This window comes from Zavarzinia aquatilis, from assembly GCF_003173035.1.
Taxonomy (GTDB): Bacteria; Pseudomonadota; Alphaproteobacteria; order Zavarziniales; family Zavarziniaceae; genus Zavarzinia; species Zavarzinia aquatilis.
Window position 1 is genome coordinate 119,471 of the sequence record NZ_QGLE01000010.1, and the last position, 23,319, is coordinate 142,789.

Consider the following 23,319-nt stretch of genomic DNA (forward strand, 5'->3'; position numbering starts at 1 on the left):
CCTTACCCCTGCTTGGCCGGCGCGGCGGCAGGCGCCGCCGGCGGCTGGTCGGGCACGATGCTGCCGTCGTCGGCGAGATGGGCGGGGATGGGCGTGACCGGCACCCCCGGGCGTACCCGGACGATGCCGTTGACGACGATCCTTTCCCCGGCCGCGAGACCCTTGCGGATGATGCGCAGGCCACCGACCGCGCCGCCCGGCTCGACCAGGCGCATCTGCGGCATGTGATCGTCGCCGACGACCCAGACGAAACGCCGGGTCTGGTCGGTGCCGATGGCGATGTCGGGCACGAGGACCGTCGGCGCCGGATCGCCCGCCTGCACCCGGATGCGGCCGAACATGCCGGGCGCCAGCACCCGGTCCGGATTGGGCAGCGAGGCGCGCACGCTGATCGTGCCGGTCGAGCGGTCGAGCTGATTGTCGAAGAAGTCGAGCGTGCCCCTGTGGGGATAGCCGCTCTCGTCGGCGAGGGCGATTTCGACCGGTACCGCATGGGCCGGGTCCGGCCGCTCGATCGAGCGCATCATGCGCTGGTAACGGATGAAGACCTGTTCGTCGGCATCGAAATAGAAGCGGATCGGGTCGGTCGAGACCACGGTGGTCAGCAGCGTGCCGCCGGCATTGCCCGAGACGAGATTGCCGACGGTGACATTGGTGCGGCTGATGCGGCCGGCGATGGGCGCCCGGATGCGGGTGAAGGACAGGTTCAGCTCGGCCTGGCGCAGCGCCGCCTCGCCCGCGTCGACGCTGGCGGCGGCGGAACGGCGGGCCTGCATCCGCTCGTCCAGCACCTGCTGCGAGGCATTGCCGCCCTGGCGCAGCGCGGCGTAGCGGTTCACCTCGCGGACCGCGAGTTCGAGCGCGGCCTTGGCCGATTCGACATCCGCCCGCGCCCGCGCCACTTCCGCCTCGAAGGGCCGGGGGTCGATGACATAGAGCAGCTGACCGGCGGAGACTTCCTGCCCGTCCTCGAAGGCGACCTGATCGAGATAACCCGAGACCCGGGCCCGGATTTCCACCGAATCGACGGCGGCGAAGCGGCCGGTGAATTCGTCCCATTCCGCCATCTCGCGCACCAGCGGCGCGGCGACGGTGACCGGCATCGGTCCGGGCGCCTGGGGCGGGGCCGTGCCGCTGTCGCAGGCGGCGAGCCCCAGCGCGAGGCCGAGGGCGAGAACGAAGGAATGGCGCTTGGCCGCAGAAATCATGATGAAGCCCCGGATGGCAGCAGGGTGCGGCGCCCCGCCGCCCGCTTTCGGCACGGGGGAGGCCTGAATAGACCAGCAGCGTGGTCGGATATTGCCTTCGCCGTCAATCATACCCAAGGACAAGGCAGACCAACCGTTTGTGCAATGCGGCATTCGCGAGGCCTTGACGCCTCCGCGCGGTCATGGTTGGCCTGCGCCGGCAGATGTTGAAGCGGGCACGCTTGCCCGCTATGGTCTGCGGCTCCACTGGAAGAGGCCTGTCATGTCCGACGTTCGCGCCCGCATTCGCGGCTCGATCCCTGCACTCATCACCCCGTTCCGCGACGGCAAGGTGGATGAGCGAAAGTTGCAGGAGTTCGTCGACTGGCAGATCAAACAGGGCACCCATGGCCTCGTGCCCTGCGGGACCACGGGCGAGAGCCCGACCCTGAGCCATGAAGAGCATCACCGCGTGGTCGATCTGGTGATCGAGGCGGCGGCCGGCCGCGTGCCGGTGATCGCCGGCGCCGGCTCCAATTCGACCGCCGAGGCGATCGCCCTCGCCGCCCATGCCAAGGCGGCGGGCGCCGATGCCTGCCTCGTCGTCACGCCCTATTACAACAAGCCGACGCAGGACGGGCTGTTCGCGCATTTCGAGGCGATCTCGAAGGCGGTCGATCTGCCGATCATCGTCTACAACATCCCCGGCCGCTGCGTCGTCGACATCACCCCGGCGACCATGGCGCGCATCGCGAAGCTGCCGACCGTGATCGGCGTCAAGGAAGCGACCGGCGACGTCGCCCGCTATGCCAAGCACCGGGAGCTGATCGGGCCGGAGTTCCTGCAGCTCGCGGGCGACGACAGTCTCGCCGTCGCGGCCTCGGCCAATGGCGCCGTCGGCTGCATCTCGGTCGCGGCCAATATCGCGCCGCGCCTCTATGCCGATCTGCAGAACGCCCTGATGGCGGGCGATTTCACCGCCGCCCTCGCCCTTCAGGACCGGGTGACCCTGCTGAACGAAGCCCTGTTCCTCGAGCCGAATCCCTGCCCGGTCAAATGGGCGGCGGGCCGGCTCGGCATCTGCGAACCCGATCTGCGCCTGCCCATGCTGGGCATCGGCCCCGCCACCGCCGAGCGCATGGAAGCGGCGCTGAAGCGGGCCGGTCTCGTCAACTGAGGGTGTGATGGCCGCCGACAAGAAACGCGACGAAGCGAAGAAGTACATCGCCGAAAACCGCAAGGCCCGGCACAACTACTTCATTGAGGACCGGATCGAGGCGGGCATCATCCTCAAGGGGTCCGAGGTGAAGGCGCTGCGCGGCGGCCAGACCAATATCGGCGACAGCTACGCCGGCGCCAACCAGGGCGCCGGCCTCTGGCTCTACAACGCCTATATCCCGGAATACCGCGAAGCCAACCGCGAGAACCACGAGCCGCGCCGGCCGCGCCAGCTGCTGCTGCGCAAGCGCGAGATCGCCCGCCTGCACCAGGAAGTGACGCGCGGCGGCATGACCCTCGTGCCCCTCGCCATGTATTTCAACGATCGCGGCAAGGCCAAGATCGAACTCGGCCTCGCCAAGGGCAAGAAGCTGCACGACAAGCGCGAGACCGAGAAGGAACGGGATTGGGCGCGGGAAAAGTCCCGCGTCATGAAGGCGAACAACCGCTGATCCCACGGCCCCACCGGCGCTCTTTCGGGCGCCAGTGGGAATGCCGGCTCACACCAGGATCTGGATATCCTGGTCCACGGCCAGCGCGATTTGGCCGCCGATGGCATAGAGGTCGTAATCGACGCCGCCATGGCTGGCGACGCTGACCACCGGACCCAGGTCGACGAGTGCCATCCGGTCCTCCGTGTCGCCCGTGATGACCAGGACGTTGTCGTAACCCGTCCCGAGCACGTCGCTGTCGGCGGCGCCGAGAGCGAGGACGTCGAGCGCCGCCACCGTCACCGTCTGGCTGCCGTTGCCGGTCAGGTCGATCGCTTCGATGTCGTAGACGAAGCCGTCGAGCGTGCCGAGATCGAAACCGGTCGCGATCTTCAGCGTGTCGAAGCCGGTCCCGCCATGGACGCGGAACAGATTGCCCGCGCCGACGTCGATCACGTCGTCGCCCGAGCCGGCGAGGAAGACGTCGGCTCCGCCGCCGCCGATCAACGTATCGTTGCCGCGCCCGCCGACGATCCTCTCCGCCGCCGCCGTGCCGGTCAGACTGTTGTCGGTATCGTCGCCCGCGACCTGGACGAGGTCGAAACCTTCCGGCCCACCATAGATCACATGGGCCGCACCCACGTTGAATCCATCGCCATCGGCCAGGGGCACGCCGACGACGAGATCGGCGAAGCCGTCGCCGTTGACGTCGCCGGCGGCCGAGACCGACTGACCCAAATGGTCGCCGCTCGTACCGCGGATCGTGAAGCCAAGGTCGGGGGAAAGATCCCGCACATTCAGGATACTGCGGCCGCCGATGTCGGTGCCCAGGCCATCGGTCGTGCCGAAGACGACATAGGCCGCGCCCGCGGCGGTACCGCCGCCATCGTTGAAGTCGGCACCGATGATCAGATCGTCGATGCCGTCGCCGTTCACGTCACCGGCCGAGGAGACGCTGAATCCGAAGCGATCATACATCGCGTTGGCCCCAATGACGAAGCCCTGGCTGGACGGGAGACTCGCCAGGTCGAGCACCTGGCGGCCGCCGACGTCGGTGCCGAAACCGCCCGCGCCGCCATAGACGACATAGGCCGCGCCAGCGAAGCTGACACTCGCGCTGTCATAAATCGCGCCGACGATCAGGTCGTCATAGCCGTCGCCATTGACGTCACCCGCCGAGGAGACACTGTAGCCGGTGAGGACTTGCGCGCTGGCGCCCTGGATGACGAACCCCTGCGCCGCGCTCAGGCTCGCGGTGTCGATCACCTGACGACCCGCGCCGTCTGCCGTGCCGAAGCCCGACGACGAGCCGAAGATGACATAGGCTTCGCCCGCCTGATCGCCGCCGTCGTCGCCCCGAGGGGCGCCGATGATCACATCGTCGAAGCCGTCACCATTGATGTCGCCAGCGGAGGAGACGCTGGAGCCCAGTTGGTCGCCATTTTGGTCGCCCACGATGATGAAGCCCTGCGCCGCGCTCAGGCTCGTCGTGTCGATCACCTGACGGCCCGCGCCATCCGCCGTGCCGAAGCCCGACGACGTACCGAAGATGACATAGGCTTCGCCTGCGGGAATGCCACCGTATTGGCCCGAGCGCGCGCCGATGACGACATCGGCGAAGCCATCGCCATTGACATCGCCGGCTTCCGAGACCGCCCAGCCCAGAAAGTCGCCATTGAGATCGCCGTCGACAATGAAGCCCTGCGTCGCCGAGAGCGTGGAAAGGTCGATCACGGCACGGCCGGAGCCATCGACCGTGCCGAGCCCCGACGCCCCGCCGAAGACGATATAGGCCTCCCCCGTGTTGGTGCCGGCATCATCGCCAAAACGCGCGCCGACGATCAGGTCGTCGTAGCCGTCGCCGTTGACATCCCCCGCGCCAGAGACCGTTGAGCCAACCTGATCGCCCGCCGCATCACCCTGAATGATGAAGCCCGCGGCCGGTGAAAGCGTGGTCATGTCCAGTACCTTGCGGCCCGAGCCGTCGACCGTGCCGATGCCGTCGGCGGTGCCGAAGACGACATAGGCTTCGCCGGCCGCGCTGCCGCCGTCGTCGCCATAGCGAGCACCGACGATCAGGTCGTCATAACCATCGCCATTGATGTCGCCTGCCGATGAAACGGTCCAGCCCAGGGAATCGCCCGCGCTGTCGCCCATGATGACGAAGCCGCGATCCGGATCGAGCGAAACGCTGTCGATCAACTGGCGCTCGTTGCCGCCGACGAGCGTGGTGGTGCCGAACACGGGCGCGGTCTGCAGCCCCGTGAGATCCACACCGCCGGTGACGGAAAGGCTGGTGGTCCCTTGAACGAACTGCATGGCACGAGCGCCGCCGAGGAGCGAGACCCCCGCCGACAGCCAGCCCGTGTCGCTGCTGGACAGGCTGTCGACGGCTTCGCCCCGTACCGTGATCTCGCCGCCCTGCGCCGCGGAGATTACATAGCTGTCAGCGCCCGTGCCGCCGATCAGCACATCGCCGCCCGAGCCATAGAGCGTGTCGTCGCCCCCGCCGCCGTCGAGCGTGTTGCCGCCCTTGTTGCCGTAGATCGTGTTGGCGAGGTCGTTGCCGGTCACATCTATGTCGGCCGCACCCCGCAGGATCAGGCTCTCCACCGACTGGCCAACGCCCAGGGTCCAGGTCGCGTCGACAAAAGCGCGGTCCGCGCCCTCGCCCGCCGTCTCCGTGACCGTGTCGCCGGCGTCGTCGACATAATAGGTATCGTCGCCTGCGCCGCCGATCATGCTGTCGGCACCCGTGCCGCCGATCAGCACGTCGGCGCCGTCGCCACCCGAAAGCGTGTCGTTGCCGCCCTTTCCTCTCAGCCGGTCGTCGCCGCCGAGCCCGCTCAGCGCGTTGATCGCATCATTGCCGGTGATCTGATTGGCGCTGTCGCTGCCGGTCAGGTCGAGTGCCGCCCCGCCCCTGGCCGCGAGTTGCTCGACCTCGGCCCCCAGAGCGAGAGCGAAGCTGACCGCGGCGTTGACCCGGTCATTCCCCTCGCCCGCCGCCTCGGTCACGGTGTCGCCGGCATTGTCGACGAAATAAGTGTCGTCGCCCGCGCCACCCGCCATGGCGTCGGCGCCCGCGCCGCCGTCCAGCAGGTCGTCCGCCGCGCTTCCCGTCAGCGTGTCGTCGCCGCCCCGGCCATAGAGTTTGTCCCCGCCGCCGCCGCCGATCAGGACATTGGCGCCGTCGTTGCCGAAGATCTGGTTGGCGAAAAGATTGCCGGTCAGGTCAATCGCCGCCGTGCCGGTGGCCGCGACGAAGCGCTCGATCTCAGCCGTCGCCGACAGCGTGTAGGAAACGGAAGCCGTCACCTTGTCGCGGCCTTCACCGGTCAGTTCGACCACGACATCGCCAGCGTCGTCGACGACATAGCTGTCGTTGCCGGTGCCCCCCGTCATCATGTCCGCCCCGGCGCCGCCATCCAGCCGGTCGTCGCCGCCGCCGCCGGTCAGCGTGTCGTCACCACCGCGGCCGAAGAGTTGATCGTTGTCCTTCAGACCGTCGATGACATCGGCCCCGGCTGTGCCTACAAGCCGTTCCGCGCCGTCCGTTCCCGTGATCGAAGCCACTGTACTCGCCCCCTGTTGATGGCGGACTTCCTTCCGCCTCCGTCAAATCCCGGGGCATTTTAATGAACTAAATTAATAAATCACCCATAATGGATGAAATTCGACCTCATTTCATGCAGCCGAGGGGACTGCACGACAAGCGCGAGACCGAGAAGAAACGGGATTGGGCGCGGCAGAAGTCCCGCGTCATGAAGGCGAACAACCGCCGAGCCGGTCGTCGCCGTTGAAGAAATCGTCCCCGGCCGGGGTGCCCGTCAACATAGCCATACCCTGCCAGCCCAATCCCGCATATGCGTGTGAATCCGCGCGCCCTGTGGCCACAGGGGCGTCAAGCGCGCGATGTGATGAACACGGCGGCCTGGACCATGTCCCCAACTCCATCCGATTCATCGCCCTCGACCGCCAGATGCGGGATGGCGCGCTCGGCGTTAGACTGTCACTCTCACTCGAACGGAACGATCGCGATGACCGACGACGACAAACCCGGCCTCATCGGCGCCATCAAGGAAAAGCTCATCGCCACTAAGGAGAAGTGGGCGAAGGACGGTCGCCTGCTGACCGGCCAGGCGGCGGAGCGGAGCGAGCGCCTGCCGCCCGGCCAGCGCCTGGTCAAGGACTGGCCGGTGCTGGACCTTGGCGTTCAGCCTTCCGTGCCGACCGATGTCTGGCGGCTGGACGTCGACGGCGCGGTGGTCAACCCGCTGTCCTGGGGCTGGCAGGAGTTCATGGCCCAGCCGCAGGTCGACGATGTCTCGGACATCCATTGCGTCACCGCCTGGTCGCGCTACGACAACCGCTGGACCGGGGTCTCGGCCCAGTATCTGCTCGCCCTTGTGCAGCCCCGGCCCGAGGCGCGCCACGTCGTGCTGCACGCCTATGACGGCTATACCACCAATGTCACGCTGGAGAATTTCGCGGCGCCCGATGTCGTCATCGCCCATGGCTGGGAAGGCCGGCCGCTGAGCCGCGAGCATGGCGGCCCGGTGCGGCTGATCGTGCCGCAATATTATTTCTGGAAATCAGCCAAATGGCTGAAGCGCATCGAATTCCGCGCCGACGACAAACCCGGCTTCTGGGAAGTGCGGGGTTATCACAACGAAGGCGATCCCTGGAAGGAAGACCGCTACAGCTGAACCCCGGCGGCCGCAGCGGGCCGCCGGGATCGCAAGGTCGATTACTTCTTCTTCGCGGCCTTGGCGGGGGCCGCCTTCTTCGGGGCCGCAGGCTTCTTCGCCGCTTCCTTCTTGGGGGCCGCTTCCTTCTTCGGCGCGGCCGCCTTCTTGGCGGGGGCGGGCGCGGCGGCGGCGACCGGAGCCGGCTCGACCGCGGCGGCCTTGGCTGCCCTCTTCGGCGCCGGCTTCTTCACCTCTTCCTTTTTCGGAGCGGCCTTCGGGGCGGCGACCTTCTTGGCCGCTTCCTTCTTCGGCGCGGCCGCCTTCTTGGCCGGGGCCTTTTCGACCGCCGGCTTCTCGGCCGCCTTCTTGGCCACGGCCTTCTTCGGCGCCTTGGCGGGCGCTGCGGCCTCGGCCGGCTTGGCCTCGACCTTCTTCGGCATCGGGGCCGCCTTGGCCTTGGGCGCCGGGGTTGCCGGCTTGGAGGCGGCGTGCGGGATCTTGGACAGGATCTTGGCCAGCGCCGCCTCGGTCTGATGCAGGTCGTAGGCGATCTGCTGCTCCAGCCATTCGCGGGCATTGGTGCCCGTCACCTTGGCGATGCGCAGCGCCATGTCGGCGGTCAGGTTGCGGCGGAAGTTCACCAGCTGGTTGATGGTCCGGCGCGACACGCCGGTCAGCTTGGCGAGCTGGTCCTGGGTCAGGCCCAGTTTCTCGAGGACGGTTTCGGCGATGGAAACGCCGGGATGTGCGGGACCCGTTGCGACGGTCTTGCCTTTAGCGGCCATTGTTCTCGCGCCCTTCTTGGCGACCCGACGGCGATCCCGTCAGGGTGGCGGCGCACCGACGGGTGGCCACCGTTATCGGATGCGCATCCTCGCGGTGCGCGGGTTTCTTGACGTGCGCAAAGCAGATGCGCATCTGAACTCACAGGGGCCGACGGACGCGCGCGGAACGCTCAGGATGGACGCAAGCGGGACGGAACGCGGAGCAGCCGGCTCGCCGCCTGTCACGCGGCACGCTATAGTAACCACAAATCACGCGGCCTGCATAGACCATTTGAGTTACACAAGTAATCGCTTGCCTCGATACATCCCTGTGGGACATTGTTCGGCCCCGCAGGTCTTTACACGGCGACTGCAATCAGGAGCGGACCATGGCCGGCAGCAAGATTTTCCTCGGCGAATCCACCGACGGTCGGGCGTTCTGGCGCCGGCCCTGGGTGTGGCGATCCGCGGCCGCCATCGTCGCCGCCATCGTCCTGCTCTACTATCCGATCGGCATGATCGTCGCGAACAAGATCGACGACGATCTTTCCTTCGCGGTTGCAACATCTGCCGTCCCGGAAGGCGGCAGCGCGGCGGTCGCCATCGCCGCCGCCATGGTCGACCGCGAGGTGAACCGCAACGGCTGGGTCGCCAATGATCCCTTCTTCATGCCGTCCGGCGCCCTCGACAACATGCCGAATTTCCAGCAGGGCATCGTCGACGCGGTCTCGACCTTCACCATCGAGCTGCGCGACCACCTCGGTCGCATGAGGGGCTCGAGCAAGGCCGACGAGAACCTCGACGAGGCGCTCAGCTCGATGCAGTATTCGGGCACCAAATGGGTCTTCGACCTGTCGGTCTCGATCCTGCCGACCGCGACCTCCGAGGCGCAATACCGCAAGGGCATCAAGGCGCTCGAGACCTATAACGCCGGGGTCGCCGCCGGCACCGCCGCCTACGACCGCCGGGCCGACAATCTGCAGGCTGTGATCAATCGCATCGCCCTCGACGTCGGCTCGCTTTCGGCTGCCCTCGACAAGCAGATCCGCGAGAACGAGGGCAGCCTGCTCGACTTCACCTGCGACGATCTGTTCTACCGGGTGAAGGGCACGGCCTATGCCTATTACCTGATCCTGAAGGCCCTGCGCAGCGACTTCGCCCCCATCATCGAGGAACGGCATCTGGGCCCCCTGTGGGATTCCGCGGTCGACGGTTTCGCCGAGGTCGGCTCGCTCTCGCCCCTCATCGTCTGGAACGGCGGCGTCGACGGCCAGCTGATGCCCAACCATCTGGTCAGCGAAGGCTTCTTCCTGCTGCGCGCCCGCAGCCAGCTGTACGAGATCGCCGACATCCTGCTGAAGTGAGCGGTCTCGACAAGCGGGGGCGGGCGGTGGCACCATCGGTCATCCACCGAAGGCCCGGTCCGAGATGAGCGAAATCACCCCTCGCCCCGATCAGGTGCGCAAGTTCCTGGTCGTGGTCGACGATACCCCGGAATGCCGGCTGGCGCTGCGCTATGCCTCGCGCCGGGCGCTGAAGACCAAGGGCATGGTCGCCCTGCTCTATGTCATCGAGCCATCGGACGTGCCGCAGTGGCTTGGGGTTCAGCACATCATGCGCGACGAGGCCTATGACGAGGCCGAGTCGATCCTCCACGATCTCGCCGACGACGTGCAGCGTATCGCCGGCCTGACGCCCGAGCTGATCATCCGCGAAGGCATCCGGCGCGAGGAATTGCTGAAGCTGATCGAGGAAGATCCGACCATCCGCATCCTGGTGCTGGGCGCCGGGGCCGGCGGCGAAGGGCCGGGGCCGCTGGTCTCTGCCCTCGCCGGGCAGATGTCCGGCAGCCTGCGGGTGCCGATCACCCTCGTGCCCGGCAAGCTGACCCCGGCCGAGGTCGACGACCTCGCCTGAGGCGGCTCAATCCTCGTCGGTCGTATAGATTTCCGTCGGCTCGCGCCGGCCGCGCAGGACGTGGAGGCCGACACTGCGCAGGGCATCCGGCAGATCGAGTTCGTCGGCGAAGGTGCTGGTCGTCAGCAGCTTGCGGTCCAGCACCTTGCACAGCGCCTCGATCCGGGCCACTTCGTTGACGGCGGGGCCGATCACGGTGAAATCCAGCCGCTCGGTCGAGCCGATGTTGCCATAGACGACATCGCCGAAATTGAGCGCGAAACCGACCTTCAGCCCCGACGGGCCAAGGGCGGGCGGCAGGTTCTCGATCCCGTCGATCGCCGTCAGGGCGGCGCAGGCGGCGGCCAGCGCCCGGCGGCAGGCGTCACGCCCGGCGGTGCCGGTGCCCGTGCCCTCGTCCGCGGGGAAAATCGCCAGACAGCCGTCGCCCATGAATTTCAGCACTTCGCCGCCTTCGCCATGCACCGCGAGGGTGACGGCATCGAGATAGGCGTCGAGCAGGGCGATGACTTCACTGGCGCTGGCGCGGTCGGTCAGGCGGGTGAAGCCGCGCATGTCGCAGGTCATGATGGCGGCGCGGATGGTTTCGCCATCGCCCCGGCGCACCGCCCCGGTCGCCACCCGGCGCGCCGCGTCCTGCCCGAGATAGAGCGAGAGCAGCGTGTCGAGCAGCTGGCGCTGCATCGCCGTCTCGAAGCGCAGCGACAGGATCGGCACGAGATCGTCCAGCCGGGCGATTTCCCCATCGCTGAAACCGCCCGGCCGGTCGGTGGCGAAGGCGACGAAGGAGCGGCGCACGGCGGCGAAATCGAGCGGCCGGATCAGATAGTCGGTGGCGCCCGCCGCCCGCAGATCGGCCAGCACCGGAAAATCATCGGCCGCCGCCGGCCCTTCGAGGCGGCGACGGAAGCCGGGCGCACCCAGGTGGATGAGACGAACCGGGCTGGCGCGATAGAATTCCGACTGTTCGATCTCGAAGCCCCGGGCAAGATCGGCCATGCCCTCCACCCGGTCCCAGACGAAGGTGCGGGCAAAAATCTGCGGGTGCATGGCGAGAAGGCCGGAGGTGACCCGGCGCATCGGCAGGCCCTCGGCGAGGAGATGTTCCCCCACCGCGGCGACGAGGCCGGGCGGATCGAGCCGCGCCGCGGCGGGCGAGAGCAGAAAGGCGGCCACCGCGTCGCCGCGCAGCGGCCGCGGCGGGCCAAGCGGGGCCAGCGGCCGCCGGTCGCGGATTTCGGCCGCGATGGCGAGGGTTTCGTCCCAGATCTGGTCGGGAGGCAGGTCGGCGAGATCGGGCTTCGACATGGCTGCGTTGCGCGGGTTCCTGATTTCTTGATCTTAGGCGAGGCTTCGGCCATGTAGAGTTAAATATTGACCAGATCTTGTCCGCCTTGACCGGATATAGAGAGGACCATTCGATGTTCATCCAGACCGAAGCGACTCCCAACCCCGCGACGCTGAAATTCCTGCCCGGCCGGGACGTGATGACCGCGGGCACGGTGAACTTTCCGACCGCGGTCGCGGCGGAGCGTTCGCCCCTCGCCCGGCGTCTGTTCGCCCTCGACGGCGTGACCGGCATCTTCTTCGGCGCGGATTTCATCACCGTCTCCAAGGATGGCGCGACCGGCTGGGACGACCTGAAGCCCGGCGTCCTCGGCGCCATCGTCGAGCATTACGCCAGCGGCGAGCCGATCCTGGCCGATGCCCCGGCGGCGCCCGCCGAAGCGGCAGCGACCGGCCCCGATTCCGAGATCGTCGAGCAGATCAAGGAATTGCTGGAGACGCGGGTGCGCCCGGCGGTCGCCCAGGACGGCGGCGACATCACCTTCCACGACTTCGAGGACGGCGTCGTCTATCTGCACATGCAGGGCTCCTGCGCGGGCTGCCCCAGCTCGACCGCGACCCTGAAATCGGGCATCGAGAACATGCTGCGCCATTACATTCCCGAAGTGACGGAAGTGCGCGCGGTCTGACGAATACGGGTTTCGGGCCAGGACAACCCCTCGAGAGACAGAGGAAGATCATGAGTGCTGCTTTGAACGACGCGAGCCTCGACCAGCTGTTCCGGTCGGCCCGTACCCATAACGCCTGGGCCGACAGGAAGGTCGACGAGGCGACGCTGCGCGCGCTCTACGATCTCGTGAAATGGGGCCCGACCAGCGCCAACGCCTCGCCCGCCCGCTTCGTCTTCGTGACGACGCCCGAGGGCAAGGAAAAGCTGAAGCCCGCGCTGTCCGCCGGCAACATGGACAAGACCCTGGCCGCCCCGGTCACCGTGATCGTCGGCCACGATCTCGATTTCGCCCAGAAGCTGCCCGTCCTGTTCCCCCATGCGCCGGGGGCCAAGGACTGGTTCGCCGCGCCGGCCGTCGAACAGGCCACGGCCTTCCGCAACGGCACGCTGCAGGGCGCCTATCTGATCCTGGCGGCCCGTGCCCTCGGCCTCGATGCCGGGCCGATGTCGGGCTTCGACAATGCCAAGGTCGACGAAGCCTTCTTCGCCGGCACCCGCATCAAGTCGAATTTCCTGGTCAATCTCGGCTATGGCGATCCGGCCGGCCTGTTCCCGCGCAGCCCGCGCCTCGCGTTCGAGGAGGCGGTCACCATCGCCTGAGGGCGGGGTGAAAGCCGATTGACCCCATGATCGTCCTTGCCTTCGATTGCGCGACCGGCCCGACCTCGGTCGCCCTGTGGCGGGACGGCACGCTGGCCGGGCGGGCGGACGACGCCCGCCCCCAGGGCCAGGCCGAAAGCCTGGTGCCCCTGATCGGGGCGGTGCTGCAGCAAGCCGGCATCGCCCCCGTCGCCGTCGACCGTATCGCCGTCACCCTCGGCCCCGGCTCTTTCACCGGGGTGCGTATCGCGCTGGCCGCGGCGCGGGGCCTCGCCCTCGCCATCAACCGGCCGGTCTTCGGCCTGTCCAGTCTCGAGGTTATGGCCGCCGCCCTGTTGCCCGCGGACCGGCCGACCCTGGTCGCCGTCGACGCGAAGCGGGGCGAAGTCTATGCCCAACTGTTCGGCGCCGATGGCAAGGCCATGGCGGGGCCGCTCGCCCTGCCGCTCGACGGCATCGGCACACATCTGCCCGCAGGGCCGCTGCGCCTTGCCGGCAGCGGCGCCACCCTTGTCGCCGAGCGGCTGGCCCGGCCGGACCTGACCCTGGTGCCCGACCTCCTCGCGCCCGATGCCGCGGTGCTGGCGGCGCTGGTGGCGGAGATGAGCGCCGTCTTCGGCACGCCGTCGCCCGAGCCCATTTACTTGCGCGCGCCCGACGCCAAACTGCCGGCCAGCGCCTGAGCCATGGCGGCGACGGGCGATTTCCCGCGCGACGCGGACGAAGCCGATCTGCCGGCGCTGGCCGCGCTTCACGGCGCGGCCTTTCCCGACGATCCCTGGGACGCCGACGCCTTGCGCCCGCTGGCCTTCGCGCCCGGCGCGATCGCCCTGATCGTGCCGGGGGGCTTCATCCTGCTGCGCGTCGCCGCCGACGAGGCGGAGGTGATCACCCTTGCCGTCGATCCCGGGTGGCGTCGGCGCGGCATCGGCGGGCGCCTGCTCGCCGCCGGCCTCGGGCGGGCGACGCAAGCCGGCGCCACCACCGCCTTTCTCGAAGTCGCGATCGACAATATCGCCGCCATCGCGCTGTACCGCGAGGCGGGCTTCACCGAGGTCGGCCGCCGACGCAACTATTATCACCGGCCCCAGGCCAGCCCGGTCGACGCATTGGTCCTTGCCCGGTCGCTGGCCGCTTGATCGGTTTTTGTCACCAACAAGCCGACTATTCAAAACAATGGGTGCAATTCGATGATGCAGTCGGGGGAGACTGCATTCCTTGGTCGCATCGCTGTGTTTTTCGTTACACGTCACTTTGCCAATTTCTATCGCAATATAGAGATCAATTGATTTCCCTGAACGAGCGCCTTATAGATCGAATTCAGTCGGCACGAAGATGAACTGTCGCTTGTCGTTGCTGTCGCTTCGGCCAATTTGCCGCGACCTGATCAAGGTCTCGCGCAGACGAAATCGGAATGGACGGTACGGGGGGCAATCCGGAAATCGACGGCAAGTGGGTAGTCCCCGCTTCGTGCGACAGGTCGATACATTCGCCGGGGCCAAGGCTTCGGCATTACCCGCATTGCGCGTGGAAAGGGCAACAAATGAGCGAAGAAAAGGCCGTACATAGCGAGCTTCTGTCCCTGACGGCAGATATCGTCGCTTCCCATGTCTCCAATAACTCGGTCCCGCTCTCCGAGCTGCCCCAGTTGATCCAGCAGGTTTACGCGACGCTCGCCGGCATCGGCGCGCCCAAGGAAGAACCCGCGCCGACCCGGCCGCAGCCGGCAGTGGCGGTCAAGAAGTCGGTGACGCCCGAATATCTGATCTGCCTCGAAGACGGCAAGAAGCTGAAGATGCTGAAGCGGCATCTGATGACCGCCTACAACATGACCCCGGACGAATACCGCGCCCGCTGGGATCTGCCGCCGGATTATCCGATGGTCGCGCCCAATTACGCCGAGCAGCGCCGCGATCTGGCCAAGAAGATCGGCCTCGGCACCGCGCGCCGCAAGCGCGGCCGCCGGTCCTGAATCTCCGCATCGGACAGGATGGGGCGGCCCTCGTGGCCGCCCTTTTTGTTTGCCCGCCCCTTTGCCTTTCGGGTCAGCCGCCCTCGACCTCGGCGCCGCCTTCGAGGAAGCGCAGATTATCCGCCCGCAGCTGCGCCGCCGGCTCGTCATAGAGGAAGGGCAGGAAGGCGAAGCGCCGGCCCCGGGTCACGCGCCGCACGCTGTGCAGCAGGCCGCAGGAAAAGACCACGGCGCCCCCGGGCGGCGGGACCAGCCCCTCGGGACTGAATTCGGGGAAGAAGATGTCGCCGCCTTCGAAATCGTCGTTCAGGTTGATCGAGACCGCGAAACGCCGATGAGCCGTGCCCTTGGTCGTGTTATCGCGATGGGGCCGGAAATGGCCGCCGTCCTCGGCGGTGTAGCAACCGATCAGGTAACGCTCCATCCGCGTCGGCTCGAACTGATAGGCCTTGCGAATCTGCGGCGCGATGCGGTGATAGACCCGGGCCCTTGTTTCGGCCATCAGCGCCTCGTCCACGACCTCGACATCGCGTCGGCGCTTGTGCATGGGGTCGGCAACCAGGCGGGTAACGCCGCCGATTTCGCGCATGAAGCCGCTTTCCCGGCCTCCCACCGTCTCGTAATGGCGGATCAGGCGCTGGCACAGGTCGGGCTCGAACACCCGGGGCAGGAACAGGACGGGGGCCTGCACCGGTCGGCCGGCCCAGGCCGCGACCGGTGGCAGCCTGGCCAGATGATCGAACAGCGCCGCCTGTTCGCTGCCGTCGGGCAGCATCGGAACGATCCGCTCGACCCGGAGCAGGGGGTCGAGCACCACCCAGAAGCGCCGGCCGGGCTGGCTGCCGCCGGGTGGTGTGTCCAGCGGCAGGGCGCCGTATGCGCGCCCGATCGCGCCGTCGAAATCCCAGAAATGACGCAGCCCCGGCAGGCTTTCGGCGACGCGGCGCTCGCGCTCGTCGGCGGGGTCGGCCGAAATGCCGAAGAAGCAGCATGTCTCGTCATCGAACAGTGCCCGGTTCCGCTGGACGGCCTCGAGCGCCGAACGCGACAGCGCATCCGCCGCCGACAGGAAGAACAGCATCACGACATGGCGCCCGCCGACCGTGTCGAAAGAATAAAGCGGGTTGCTGGTGCTGCGCTGCTTGAACCAGGGAGCGGGATCGCCGGGTCCGAGCCGGGCATAGCGCAGTGTCGACCCGGCGGCGGGGTTTGCCGTCGCAGCGGCGGGATCGGATTTCGTCATGCGGCGCTTTCCGGCTTTCTGCGGCGGACCGGCCGCGTTCCGGATGATAGCGGACCGGACGACCGGCGGAAGCCCTCTTGGCGTCCTTACCACCGACAAGCGTGGCCGAACGCCGGATGATCGGCTTTTTTTGCCTTGCCCGGGGTGACGGCGCTTGCGCGGCGCGGCATACTGCGGCGAATTGCGATGACCTGTCGGGGCATGGGCCCCGCGATCCAGCCCCCGGAAATGGTCCGAGACTGAGCCCGATGTCCGATCGAATCGAGAATATCTGCCTGGCCAAGGGTATGCGCATGACCGATCAGCGCCGCGTGATCGCGCGCGTGCTGTCCGAATCGGCCGACCACCCGGATGTCGAGGAGCTGTATCGCCGGGCCATCGCCCTCGATCCCAAGATTTCGATCGCCACCGTCTATCGCACCGTGCGCCTGTTCGAGGAGGCCGGCATTCTCGAACGGCACGATTTCCGCGACGGCCGTTCGCGTTACGAGGAAGTGCCGGATTCGCACCACGATCACCTGATCGACCTCGCGACCGGCAAGGTGATCGAATTCCGCAACGAGGATATCGAGAAGCTGCAGGAATTCGTCGCCCGCGAGCTGGGCTTCCGGCTGGTCGACCACCGGCTCGAACTCTATGGCGTGCCGCTCGACCGCGCCGACCGCGACGGTCTCGAGAAGGCGGCGGATATCCTCGCCCGGGCCATGCGCCGGCCATGACCGCCGCCGCGCCCGAGACGCGCAGCGCCTCCCGGCGCTTCGCCGGCCGCTCGCGCCGGCGCGATCCCTTCCAGTTCGAGGCCGGCGAATGGCCGGACCTGCCGGCGCCGGACCTGCCCGGACAGTCGCGCCTCGGGCGGCTGCGGGCGATTTCGCGCCTGTCGGTCTTTGTCGCGCTTTTGGTGCTCATGGTGCCGGTGCAGTTGCTGGCGCTGCTCCTCGACCGCAAGCTTGCCGTCGCTGTGCCCTTCTTCTTTCACAAGATGCTGTGCCGGGCGCTGGGCGTGAAGCTGGTCGTCCATGGCCGCCGGCACAAGCGCGGCGCCGTGCTCTATATCGCCAATCACTCGTCCTGGCTGGACATTCCGGTGATGTCGGCGGTCATTCCCGGCTCCTTCGTCGCCAAGAGCGAGATCGAGGGCTGGCCGATCTTCGGCTTTCTCGCGAAGCTGCAGCGTACCGTCTTCGTCCAGCGCGAGAAGCGCAGCCGCACCGCCGAAAGCCGCGATGTCCTCGTCGACCGGCTGCGCGGCGGCGACAATCTGATCCTGTTTCCGGAAGGCACCTCGTCCGACGGCTGCCGCGTGTTGCCGTTCAAGAGCGCGCTGTTCGGCGCGGCCGAGATCGAGGTGCCACGGCGCGGCGGCGGTCTTGGCCCCGTGGTGGTCCAGCCGGTCACGGTCAGTTACACCCAGCTGCAGGGCATGCCCATGGGGCGCGACTACCGGCCCTTCTTCACCTGGTTCGGCGACATGGAACTGGCGCCCCACCTGCTGCAGGCCCTGAGCTTCGGGCCGATCACCGCCGAGATCGAATTCCATGCCCCGCTGACGGTGACCGAGGCGGGCAGCCGCAAATCCCTGGCCCGCCATTGCGAGACGGTGATCCGCGCTGGCCACGCCCGCCAGATCCAGGGCCGTTCGGAGTAACCCCGGCCGTGGGTTGACGTCGCGTCGACGCGGGCTTGCAAGCCCGTTAGACTGCGCGAAATCACCCCGCCGTCGAAGGTTGCCATCTTGCCCGTCAAAGCCAATGAACAGCCCCCCGTGGGCGAGCCGACCATCCGCACCATCGCCATGCCGGCCGACACCAACCCGGCGGGCGACATTTTCGGCGGCTGGCTGATGGCGCAGATGGACCTGGCCGCCGGCAGCGCCGCCGCGCGAAGGGCGCGCGGTCGCTGCGCCACCATCGCGGTCGAGGGCATGGCCTTCCTGCGCCCGGTCGCGGTCGGTGACGAGGTCAGCCTCTATGCCGAGATCGTCGACGTCGGCCGCACTTCGATGAAGATCCACGTCGCCGCCTGGCGCCGCAGCCGCGACAGCGAGGAAACCTTCAAGGTGACCGAAGCCACCTTCACCTTCGTCGCCATCGACGCCAGTGGCAAGTCGCGCCCGGTGCCGCCCAGGAGCTGACCCCGGCGCATCCGTCTGCTTTCCCCGCACCGTTGCTTTCACTTGGCAAATTTAATGTCTGGCATTATATTCGAAGCCAGAACGACGCTAGAGGAGGGCGCATGAGCCGGATCGACGCGCGCGAGGCCATCCTCGCTTCGGCCCTGAAACTGTTCGGCGAACGCGGTTTCGACGGCGTGCCGACCACCGAAATCCTCGAAGGCGCGGGTCAGCGCAACCAGACAGCCCTGCAATATCACTTCGGCTCGCGCGAGGGGCTGTACCGCGCCATCGTCGTCGAGCGGCTGAAGACGATCGACGCCCGGCGCCTCGCCATTCTCGATCCCCGGGGTAGCGGCGCGGCGCGGCCCGACCTGTCGAGCTGTCTGCGCGCGCTGGTCGAGCCGCTGGTCGAGGAGGCGCTGCACGGCGAGGGCGGGGCCGATCACGTCCGCTTCCTGCGGCAGTTCTGCGCCCGTCCGGGCTTCAGCATCGCCGCCGCGGCCCAGTCGCTGCCCCTGCCGGGCATGAGCCTGATGATCGCCGCCCTCGACCGCCATGTCCCGCCGCCGCCGGGGGCCGAGGCGGGCTTCGCCGCCGGCCTGATGCTTCAGGTCACGGTCGCCCTGCTGGCGAGCTGGCTCCAGGCCAGCGGCGCGCATTTTTCCGCCGAGGCGTTCCAGACCGCCGCCATCGAAAGCTGCCGGGCGATCCGCCGGGGCCTGCTGGCGGAGACGAAGGCCGATGAATGATCAGGCCGGACGCCATGCCCGGTCGACCGCCCGCGCCGCGGCCCCCGGCGCAATCGGCAGGGCCGGCGGCTTGAAGGCGCCGCAAGCCTGTCGCGGCTGGCGCAGGATGCCGGCGGCCGGACCCAGCAGATCGTCGATCCGCGCCCGGGCGAGGGGGCCGAGGGCGGCAGCGCCCAGCCGTAGCCGGTCGAGACACCAGGCGCGATAAGGACTGGCCGGAATGCTAAACACCGCCCCGCCATCCTCGAAGCGCACCCGAGCCCGCCCTGCGGCGACCGCGTCGGCATTGGCCGCGAGATAGGGCAGATGATGCTCGGCGACGAGGCGCAGCAGGCCGGCGGCACTGTCCGGCACATGATCGGGCAGGGGCGCGGCGCCAAGCTGGGCCGGATCGGCGCCCCACAGCCGGGTGACCCATTGCAGGGTACGGGGCGCCTTGTCGCGCATCAGGCGGGCCGGCGTGGGGTCGCAGAAGAAATGGCGGAAGAAGGGGCCGAACAGGCCGAAATCCGCCGCCGTCGGCCGCCCGCCGAGGACATAGGGCGCATGGGCAAGGGCCTGCTCCATCGCTGCCAGCGCCTCGAGATAGAGCGCCTCGATCGCCGGGGCTGTCTTGCCCGTGACCCCGTCGCGGGACAGGAAGTGGCGGCGCTGACGCCGCAGGATGAGCTGGCGACGCAGGGGCAGGGGCAGCGGCACGTCGCGCAACATGCCCCGGGCGAGGCGGGTGCTGTTCAGCCGCGCATCGTCGCGAAAGGCCCAGCGGTAATAAAGCGCCGGGCGCCACAGGGTCTCGTCCGCCATGTCCTCGATCAGGCGGGCGACGAAGGCGGTCGCTGCGTCCTGCGGAGTCAGCACCGGCTCGATCCCGAAACGCTCGACATGATCGAGGATCAGCGTGGTGTCGGTCAGCCAGCTGCCGTCGGGGCATTCGACCTGGGGCATCTGGCGCACGCCCGTGATCCGGCCCAGGGCGGCAAAGCCGCGCGTGTCCATTTCGGCCATTTGGTAGTCAATACCCTTGGCCCGAAAGTAAGCCTCCAGCTTGCCCGTGAAATAGGACAGGTTGAGACCATGGACGACCAGAATGTCATTCATGAGGCCGGCTCTTGTTTTTCTTGCGTATAGGACGTTTCCACCGCGCCGGGGCGCGAACTGACCATGTAATCAATCACCCATAACAACAAGAACGAGGGAGAAGAAAATGAGCAGGAATGGCGACAAGCGGCGCGGGCTCGACCGGCGCTCGCTGCTGATCGGGGCGGCCGGCGGCGCGGCGGTGGCGGGGGCCGGCGCGGCCGGCTTCGTCACCATCGACCGCCAGTCCCGCAGCCTGCGGACGCCCAAGGCGGTCGAGGGCGGCGGGCCGGCGCTGGTCGGCGAATCCTTCCAGGACTCGCGCCCGTCTTACGGCGCCGAGGTCCGGCCCGAGAAGGGCGCGCCCAATATCGTCGTCATCGTGCTCGACGATGTCGGCTTCGCCGATCTCGGCTGCTATGGCAGCGAGATCGCCACCCCGGCGCTGGACAGTCTCGCCGCGGAGGGGCTGCGCTACGCCAATTTCCGCACCTGCGCCATGTGCTCGCCGACGCGGGCGGCACTGATGACCGGGCTCAACCATCATTCCGCCGGCATGGGCTGGCTGGCCGATATCGACAGCGGCTATCCCGGCTATCGCGGCGATCTCACCCTCGAGGCGGCGACCTTGAGCGAGGTCTTGCAGGACAAGGGCTGGTCGACGCTGCATGTCGGCAAGTGGCACGTGAACCTCGCCCATTCCAACGGCGCCACCGGGCCTTATCACAACTGGCCGACCCATCGCGGCTTCGACCGCGCCTATTGGTTCCAGGGCCACTCCACCGATTACTTCCACCCGGGCGAGATGCTGGAAGGCACCGCCCCGGTCGAGCCGGCGAAGAATGAAGGCTATTACGCCCTCGACGACCTGACCGACCGCGCCATCGCCTATCTGAACACCCAGCAGGGCATCGAGCCCGGGCGGCCGTTCTATCTCCAGCTCTGCTACCCGGCGGCCCATTCGCCGCTGCAGGTGCCGGGCGCCGACCGCGATGCCTACAAGGGCAAATATGACGCCGGCTGGGACGTGATCCGGGCCGCCCGGCTGGAGAAGCAGCGCAAGCTGGGCCTCGTGCCCGAGACGACCGAGCTGCCGCCGCTCGCCCCCGGGGTCTCGGCCTGGGATCAGCTGGGCGAGACCGAGAAAAAGCTCTTCGCCCGGTACATGGAAGTCTATGCCGGGCTGATCAGCAATCTCGACCGCAACATCGGCCGCGTCCTTGCCGCGCTGGAGACGCTGGGGGTGCGCGAGAACACGCTCGTCGTGCTGATGTCCGACAACGGCGGCTCGGCGGAAGGAACACAGACCGGTACGCCCAACGTCTTCGCCGCCGCGCTGGGCAATCCGGTGCCGGTCGAGGAGGCGGCCAAGCTCTATGACGTGATGGGCGAGGACGCGACCTTCCCCCATTACCCGATCGGCTGGGCCTGCACCTCGAACACGCCGTTCCGGCTTTACAAGCAATATGCCCATCTGGGCGGCGTCGCCGATCCGCTGATCGTGTCCTGGCCGGCCCGCATCACCGAGAAAGGCGCGATCCGCGACCGCTTCGTCCATGTCATCGACCTTTATCCGACCATCCTCGAGGCGGCCGGCGTGCAGCGGCCCGAGCATTATCGCGGCACCAAACTGAAACCGGTCGAGGGCAGCAGCGTCTTCGCCACCTTCGCCGACGCCAAGGCGCCGACGCGGACCGAGCAATATTTCGAGCTGGGCGGGCAGCGCGGTTATCAGGACGGCAACTGGCGCCTGGTGACCCGCCACGAGCGCGGCGGCGATTACGCCGATGACCGCTGGGAACTCTACGATCTCACCCGCGAGGTGAACGAGCTGACCGACCTGGCGAAGGAAAAGCCCGAGAAGGTCGCCGAACTGGTCGCCAAATGGAACGCCGCCGCCGAGCGTTACGGCGTCTTCCCCATGGACGACCGCAATCTGGTGATCAAGATGACCCAGGACCGCGACCGCAGGGGGATCAAGCCGCGCTATCTGTTCCGCCCGCCGATGGATCGCCTGTCGGCCCATGTCTCGCCCCAGGTCGGTGGCTTCAATCACGAGATCGTGGTCGACCTCGTCCGAAAGCCGGGCGCGGGCGACGGCGTGCTGCTGGCCCATGGCTCGCGCCACGCGGGCTATGTCTTCTTCATCAAGGACGGCCGCCTGATCTACGAGCAAAGCATGGTGCCCTGGTCCGAGCGGGTGGAATCGAGCGAGCTTCTGCCCGAGGGGCCGATCAAAGTCCGCTATGTCCAGACCATGACCTCCCGCCCGTTCGAGGGCGGCGGCGCGATTTTCCTCGGCGAGCGGAAACTGGCGGAAAAGACCTACGACAAGGTGCTGCTCTCTACCTCCTACGACGGTTTCTCGCTGGGCGCCGATCTCGGCAACCGGGTCTCCACCCTTTACGAGGGACACAACCCGTTCCAGGGCGAGATCGTGAAGGTGGAGATCAAGGTCGACAACGAGCCCTTCGGCCCGCTTGAGGTCAAGCGCTTCATCGACCGCATCGGCATCCGGGTGTGAGCGGGACCGGCGACATGGTGGCGATCCCGGCGGGCCTCTACCCGCTGGGCTCGGACGACCATTATCCGGAAGAACGGCCGGCCCGCCGCGCCCGCGTGGAAGCCTTTCGTATCGACCGGACGCCGGTCACCAACCGCGCCTTCGCCCGTTTCGTCGCCGAGACCGGCTATGTCACATATGCCGAGCGTTGCGTGCGGCCCGGCTCCGCCGTCTTTCGCATGACGGCGGGGCCGGTCGACCTGCGCGACCCCGGCCAATGGTGGTCTTTCGTCGATGGTGCCTGCTGGCGCCGGCCGCATGGCCCCGGCAGCACGATCGACGGACGGGAGGATGTTCCCGTCACCCATGTAACGCCAGAGGATGCCGAAGCCTTCGCCCGCCACCACGGCAAGCGCCTGCCGACCGAGGCGGAATGGGAGGCGGCGGCGCGCGGCGGCCTCGACGACACGCCTTACGCCTGGGGGCGGGAGTTTCGCCCGGACGGGCAATTGATGGCCCATGTCTGGACCGGCAGTTTCCCGTGGTATTTCGCGCGCGGGGTGCCCGGCCCCTGCGCGGTCGGCCGCTATCCCGCCAATGGTTACGGCCTCTCCGACATGATCGGCAATGTCTGGGAGCTGACCGCCAGCGCCTATGCGGGCGAGGGAAGCTGTGGCTGCGGCAGCGGCGGCGGGCCGGTGGTCGCCAAGGGCGGCTCGTTCCTCTGCGCCGGGGACTATTGCGCGCGCTACCGCCCGGCGGCACGCATCGGCATCGCGCGGGACGCGAGTTCGTCCAACGTCGGCTTTCGCTGCGCGCTGTAACCTCGCCCGC

22 protein-coding genes are annotated in these 23,319 nt (G+C 67.8%); 16 read left to right on the plus strand and 6 right to left on the minus strand.

Annotated elements, in window-relative coordinates:
- Window positions 1-2: 2 nt before the first annotated feature.
- Entirely contained in the window at window positions 3-1,208 is a 1,206-nt protein-coding gene (locus DKG74_RS16240) for an efflux RND transporter periplasmic adaptor subunit (RefSeq protein ID WP_109907228.1), read from the minus strand.
- A 262-nt stretch (window positions 1,209-1,470) separates the two neighbouring features.
- Here DKG74_RS16240 and dapA point away from each other — a divergent pair, with 262 nt between their 5' ends.
- Together dapA and smpB are read left to right on the plus strand one after the other, a co-directional pair.
- Window positions 1,471-2,364: a 4-hydroxy-tetrahydrodipicolinate synthase gene (gene dapA, locus DKG74_RS16245; protein ID WP_109907229.1), complete on the plus strand. Its 894-nt coding sequence runs from the start codon at window positions 1,471-1,473 to the stop codon at window positions 2,362-2,364.
- Between the two features lie 7 nt (window positions 2,365-2,371).
- A complete protein-coding gene (gene smpB, locus DKG74_RS16250) occupies window positions 2,372-2,857 on the plus strand; it encodes an SsrA-binding protein SmpB (protein ID WP_109907230.1) in 486 nt (161 codons plus the stop codon).
- A gap of 48 nt (window positions 2,858-2,905) precedes the next feature.
- Here smpB and DKG74_RS16255 read toward each other — a convergent pair whose 3' ends face one another.
- Window positions 2,906-6,412 carry a beta strand repeat-containing protein gene (locus DKG74_RS16255; RefSeq protein WP_109907231.1) on the minus strand — a complete coding sequence of 1,169 codons (3,507 nt, stop codon included), beginning with the start codon at window positions 6,410-6,412 and terminating at the stop codon, window positions 2,906-2,908.
- Between the two features lie 464 nt (window positions 6,413-6,876).
- On the opposite strand from DKG74_RS16255, the gene DKG74_RS16260 reads away from it, so the two are divergent.
- Window positions 6,877-7,545: a sulfite oxidase-like oxidoreductase gene (locus tag DKG74_RS16260; protein ID WP_109907232.1), complete on the plus strand. Its 669-nt coding sequence runs from the start codon at window positions 6,877-6,879 to the stop codon at window positions 7,543-7,545.
- A 41-nt stretch (window positions 7,546-7,586) separates the two neighbouring features.
- On the opposite strand, the gene DKG74_RS16265 is transcribed toward DKG74_RS16260, so the two are convergent.
- Window positions 7,587-8,312 carry a HigA family addiction module antitoxin gene (locus tag DKG74_RS16265; RefSeq protein ID WP_109907233.1) on the minus strand — a complete coding sequence of 242 codons (726 nt, stop codon included), beginning with the start codon at window positions 8,310-8,312 and terminating at the stop codon, window positions 7,587-7,589.
- Window positions 8,313-8,680: 368 nt separating this feature from the next.
- Between DKG74_RS16265 and DKG74_RS16270 the strand changes: the two genes are divergently transcribed.
- Entirely contained in the window at window positions 8,681-9,655 is a 975-nt protein-coding gene (locus DKG74_RS16270; RefSeq protein WP_109907234.1) for a DUF2333 family protein, read from the plus strand.
- 64 nt (window positions 9,656-9,719) lie between these two features.
- A complete protein-coding gene (locus tag DKG74_RS16275) occupies window positions 9,720-10,208 on the plus strand; it encodes a universal stress protein (protein WP_109907235.1) in 489 nt (162 codons plus the stop codon).
- 6 nt (window positions 10,209-10,214) lie between these two features.
- Here DKG74_RS16275 and DKG74_RS16280 read toward each other — a convergent pair whose 3' ends face one another.
- Window positions 10,215-11,516 (minus strand): adenylate/guanylate cyclase domain-containing protein, encoded by a 1,302-nt coding sequence (locus DKG74_RS16280; protein ID WP_109907236.1) that lies wholly within the window; start codon window positions 11,514-11,516, stop codon window positions 10,215-10,217.
- 113 nt (window positions 11,517-11,629) lie between these two features.
- On the opposite strand from DKG74_RS16280, the gene DKG74_RS16285 reads away from it, so the two are divergent.
- The 5 genes from DKG74_RS16285 to DKG74_RS16305 all read left to right on the plus strand — a co-directional run bounded on the left by DKG74_RS16285 (window position 11,630) and on the right by DKG74_RS16305 (window position 14,797).
- Window positions 11,630-12,184, plus strand: coding sequence for a NifU family protein (locus DKG74_RS16285; protein WP_109907237.1), 555 nt, complete (start codon window positions 11,630-11,632; stop codon window positions 12,182-12,184).
- Window positions 12,185-12,234: 50 nt separating this feature from the next.
- Entirely contained in the window at window positions 12,235-12,825 is a 591-nt protein-coding gene (locus DKG74_RS16290) for a malonic semialdehyde reductase (RefSeq protein WP_109907238.1), read from the plus strand.
- Between the two features lie 26 nt (window positions 12,826-12,851).
- Window positions 12,852-13,508, plus strand: coding sequence for a tRNA (adenosine(37)-N6)-threonylcarbamoyltransferase complex dimerization subunit type 1 TsaB (gene tsaB / locus DKG74_RS16295; protein WP_109907239.1), 657 nt, complete (start codon window positions 12,852-12,854; stop codon window positions 13,506-13,508).
- 3 nt (window positions 13,509-13,511) lie between these two features.
- Window positions 13,512-13,964 carry a GNAT family N-acetyltransferase gene (locus DKG74_RS16300; RefSeq protein WP_109907240.1) on the plus strand — a complete coding sequence of 151 codons (453 nt, stop codon included), beginning with the start codon at window positions 13,512-13,514 and terminating at the stop codon, window positions 13,962-13,964.
- Window positions 13,965-14,368: 404 nt separating this feature from the next.
- Window positions 14,369-14,797, plus strand: a complete 429-nt coding sequence (locus DKG74_RS16305) for a Ros/MucR family transcriptional regulator (protein ID WP_109907241.1) — start codon at window positions 14,369-14,371, stop codon at window positions 14,795-14,797.
- A gap of 73 nt (window positions 14,798-14,870) precedes the next feature.
- Here DKG74_RS16305 and DKG74_RS16310 read toward each other — a convergent pair whose 3' ends face one another.
- Window positions 14,871-16,040: a 2OG-Fe(II) oxygenase gene (locus DKG74_RS16310; protein WP_109907242.1), complete on the minus strand. Its 1,170-nt coding sequence runs from the start codon at window positions 16,038-16,040 to the stop codon at window positions 14,871-14,873.
- A 248-nt stretch (window positions 16,041-16,288) separates the two neighbouring features.
- Here DKG74_RS16310 and DKG74_RS16315 point away from each other — a divergent pair, with 248 nt between their 5' ends.
- From DKG74_RS16315 to DKG74_RS22080, 4 genes are all read left to right on the plus strand, one after another.
- Window positions 16,289-16,759 (plus strand): Fur family transcriptional regulator, encoded by a 471-nt coding sequence (locus DKG74_RS16315; RefSeq protein WP_109907243.1) that lies wholly within the window; start codon window positions 16,289-16,291, stop codon window positions 16,757-16,759.
- Entirely contained in the window at window positions 16,756-17,688 is a 933-nt protein-coding gene (gene olsA / locus DKG74_RS16320) for a lyso-ornithine lipid O-acyltransferase (protein ID WP_109907244.1), read from the plus strand. The genes DKG74_RS16315 and olsA overlap by 4 nt, the downstream gene beginning before the upstream one ends.
- 147 nt (window positions 17,689-17,835) lie before the next feature.
- Window positions 17,836-18,174, plus strand: coding sequence for an acyl-CoA thioesterase (locus DKG74_RS16325; protein WP_109907278.1), 339 nt, complete (start codon window positions 17,836-17,838; stop codon window positions 18,172-18,174).
- Between the two features lie 101 nt (window positions 18,175-18,275).
- Window positions 18,276-18,905: a TetR/AcrR family transcriptional regulator gene (locus tag DKG74_RS22080; RefSeq protein WP_109907245.1), complete on the plus strand. Its 630-nt coding sequence runs from the start codon at window positions 18,276-18,278 to the stop codon at window positions 18,903-18,905.
- On the opposite strand, the gene DKG74_RS16335 is transcribed toward DKG74_RS22080, so the two are convergent.
- The gene (locus DKG74_RS16335) at window positions 18,906-20,003 is read right to left on the minus strand and encodes a glutathione S-transferase C-terminal domain-containing protein (RefSeq protein ID WP_109907246.1); all 1,098 of its coding nucleotides are present in this window, start codon (window positions 20,001-20,003) and stop codon (window positions 18,906-18,908) included.
- Between the two features lie 106 nt (window positions 20,004-20,109).
- Here DKG74_RS16335 and DKG74_RS16340 point away from each other — a divergent pair, with 106 nt between their 5' ends.
- Window positions 20,110-22,506 carry an arylsulfatase gene (locus DKG74_RS16340; protein ID WP_109907247.1) on the plus strand — a complete coding sequence of 799 codons (2,397 nt, stop codon included), beginning with the start codon at window positions 20,110-20,112 and terminating at the stop codon, window positions 22,504-22,506.
- Window positions 22,503-23,309 carry a formylglycine-generating enzyme family protein gene (locus DKG74_RS16345; protein WP_207779384.1) on the plus strand — a complete coding sequence of 269 codons (807 nt, stop codon included), beginning with the start codon at window positions 22,503-22,505 and terminating at the stop codon, window positions 23,307-23,309. The genes DKG74_RS16340 and DKG74_RS16345 overlap by 4 nt, the downstream gene beginning before the upstream one ends.
- Window positions 23,310-23,319: the final 10 nt, after the last annotated feature.